Below are 1538 nucleotides of genomic sequence, written 5' to 3'. Positions count from 1 at the left end.
TCACCCACACTGCGTCCTAACATACTCTTGCAATCCCAGAATCATCTGTTCTCAGGCAGCTATTCAGAATGTAGTTGGTTGAGCCACGGCACGAACCCAGCACATAATCCCTTTTTGCAAGTCAGTGCGTCCTTCGTTCAACCAACGCATATCAATTTGGTGGTTTCCGGTTTGTGTATGTGTTACTACGAGATGATCATAGAGCTGGCCTAATTCCTCTCCCAGCGCCTTAATCTTGTTCATGCAATCAATTTCATCTTGGGATAATTCACGGTAACCAGTGATTTTACGGTGTTGATTTTCCATCATTTCCTCTACATTCAGTATTAACGTAATCCTGCAAATACTTAGTTTGTCGTTCATTCTCCACCATCATTCTGAGGAGATCGTAATAATCTTGTTTAGCTGGCTCTGTAAGTTGTGGGGTTTCTGCACCGCCCACGCTGCCGGAGGAAGTGGCTTCAGACACAGGACAGGTGGCCTTGATGCGCAGCTTGCGACGACCAGCGGCAACATCAGCCCGAAGAGTATCGATTTCAGTCTTGGCATTGGCGAGTTCCTGAGTGTGAACCCTGTCTAGTTCGGAAAGATGTTGGATACGCTCTTGCTGCTGCTTTGTCGCGATGACTTGTGCTTGATATTTCTCATTCAGCTCTGTGTAATCTTTAACTTTTTTCTGATACTGCCAGTAAGTTAAACAGAGCAGAGTAGACAGGAGAGTCATTGCACCAACAATGAAGAGCTGACTATTAATTTTCATAGCATCTCAAATGCCCGAGTGAATATGTCATCAGAATAAGGCTGTTTGCCATTCTCGTGCCGGATAATCGATTTAGACAAAGCAATCAGCGTGGACTTATTGACTTCAATCCTCTCAAACTGGTCAACATTGAGCGCCTTAGCAACCCCATTAATGTAAGCCGTCGTGTTATTTTCTATCGAAGGTGCCCAGCGATTGATAATCTTAGATACGCTGTTATGTCCACCCTTATGATAATTACACAGCAGTTTCATCAGTGCCCGGATGCCATACTCTGGAGACTCAAATCGACAGAACCGCTTTTCAATATTCGGGTCATGCGGCAATAGACCTTGCCACTTGTTCGCGGGGTTATAATCAATATTGCCGGGGTTGTTATTACGAATGCCTCTCGTCATTGCTGCCTCCCGCTTTCTTCTCCGCCGCCTTACGCAGCAATTGACCAATAAAGTCTGTCCCCAGATAGCCAATCACCACACTGCCGATGTAGGCCAAATCAGGATTCAGACCAAACAGATTTAATACGTCACGAATGAACCAAGCGAACATGGCACACATAAAGGCATCGATGGAGACCTTTAGCCAGCCACCACCGTGATAGCGACCGCGAAGAAATGCCATCGTTCCAGCAAGGGTTGCCAAGATACCTTGCTCTCTTACCGAAACTAGCCAGTCACTGAGGTGTACCCAGATATTAGGATCTTCTTTCATCTTCATATTTCCACCCCATCAGAACAATGGGCGTCCGTGGGGTGAGTCTGTGGTCGCCCCTGTGAGT

Annotated in this window: 4 protein-coding genes; all 4 read right to left on the bottom strand. The window is 46.4% G+C overall.

Annotation, left to right across the window (positions count from 1 at the left end; genetic code table 11):
• Positions 1-63 precede the first annotated feature (63 nt).
• From AACX68_RS07295 to AACX68_RS07280, 4 genes are read right to left on the bottom strand one after another with little or no spacing between them, the layout of a single operon-like run.
• Entirely contained in the window at positions 64-306 is a 243-nt protein-coding gene (locus AACX68_RS07295; protein WP_228860857.1) for an Acb2/Tad1 domain-containing protein, read from the bottom strand.
• Positions 287-760, bottom strand: coding sequence for a lysis protein (locus tag AACX68_RS07290; protein WP_228860856.1), 474 nt, complete (start codon positions 758-760; stop codon positions 287-289). Before AACX68_RS07290 ends, AACX68_RS07295 begins: the two co-directional genes overlap by 20 nt.
• Positions 757-1158, bottom strand: a complete 402-nt coding sequence (locus AACX68_RS07285; protein ID WP_228860855.1) for a structural protein — start codon at positions 1156-1158, stop codon at positions 757-759. The genes AACX68_RS07290 and AACX68_RS07285 overlap by 4 nt, the downstream gene beginning before the upstream one ends.
• Positions 1139-1471, bottom strand: a complete 333-nt coding sequence (locus tag AACX68_RS07280; RefSeq protein WP_228860858.1) for a phage holin, lambda family — start codon at positions 1469-1471, stop codon at positions 1139-1141. The genes AACX68_RS07285 and AACX68_RS07280 overlap by 20 nt, the downstream gene beginning before the upstream one ends.
• Positions 1472-1538 lie beyond the last annotated feature (67 nt).

It is taken from the genome of Xenorhabdus sp. PB61.4 (assembly GCF_963894935.1).
Taxonomy (GTDB): Bacteria; Pseudomonadota; Gammaproteobacteria; order Enterobacterales; family Enterobacteriaceae; genus Xenorhabdus; species Xenorhabdus stockiae.
Note: the sequence above shows the minus strand (reverse complement) of the source record. Positions and strands in the feature narration are given on the sequence as shown.

Coding starts and splice junctions, on each gene's coding strand:
- AACX68_RS07290 (WP_228860856.1), bottom strand. CDS start 760: ATGAAAATTAATAGTCAGCTCTTCATTGTTGGTGCAATGACTCTCCTG.
- AACX68_RS07280 (WP_228860858.1), bottom strand. CDS start 1,471: ATGAAAGAAGATCCTAATATCTGGGTACACCTCAGTGACTGGCTAGTT.
- AACX68_RS07295 (WP_228860857.1), bottom strand. CDS start 306: ATGGAAAATCAACACCGTAAAATCACTGGTTACCGTGAATTATCCCAA.
- AACX68_RS07285 (WP_228860855.1), bottom strand. CDS start 1,158: ATGACGAGAGGCATTCGTAATAACAACCCCGGCAATATTGATTATAAC.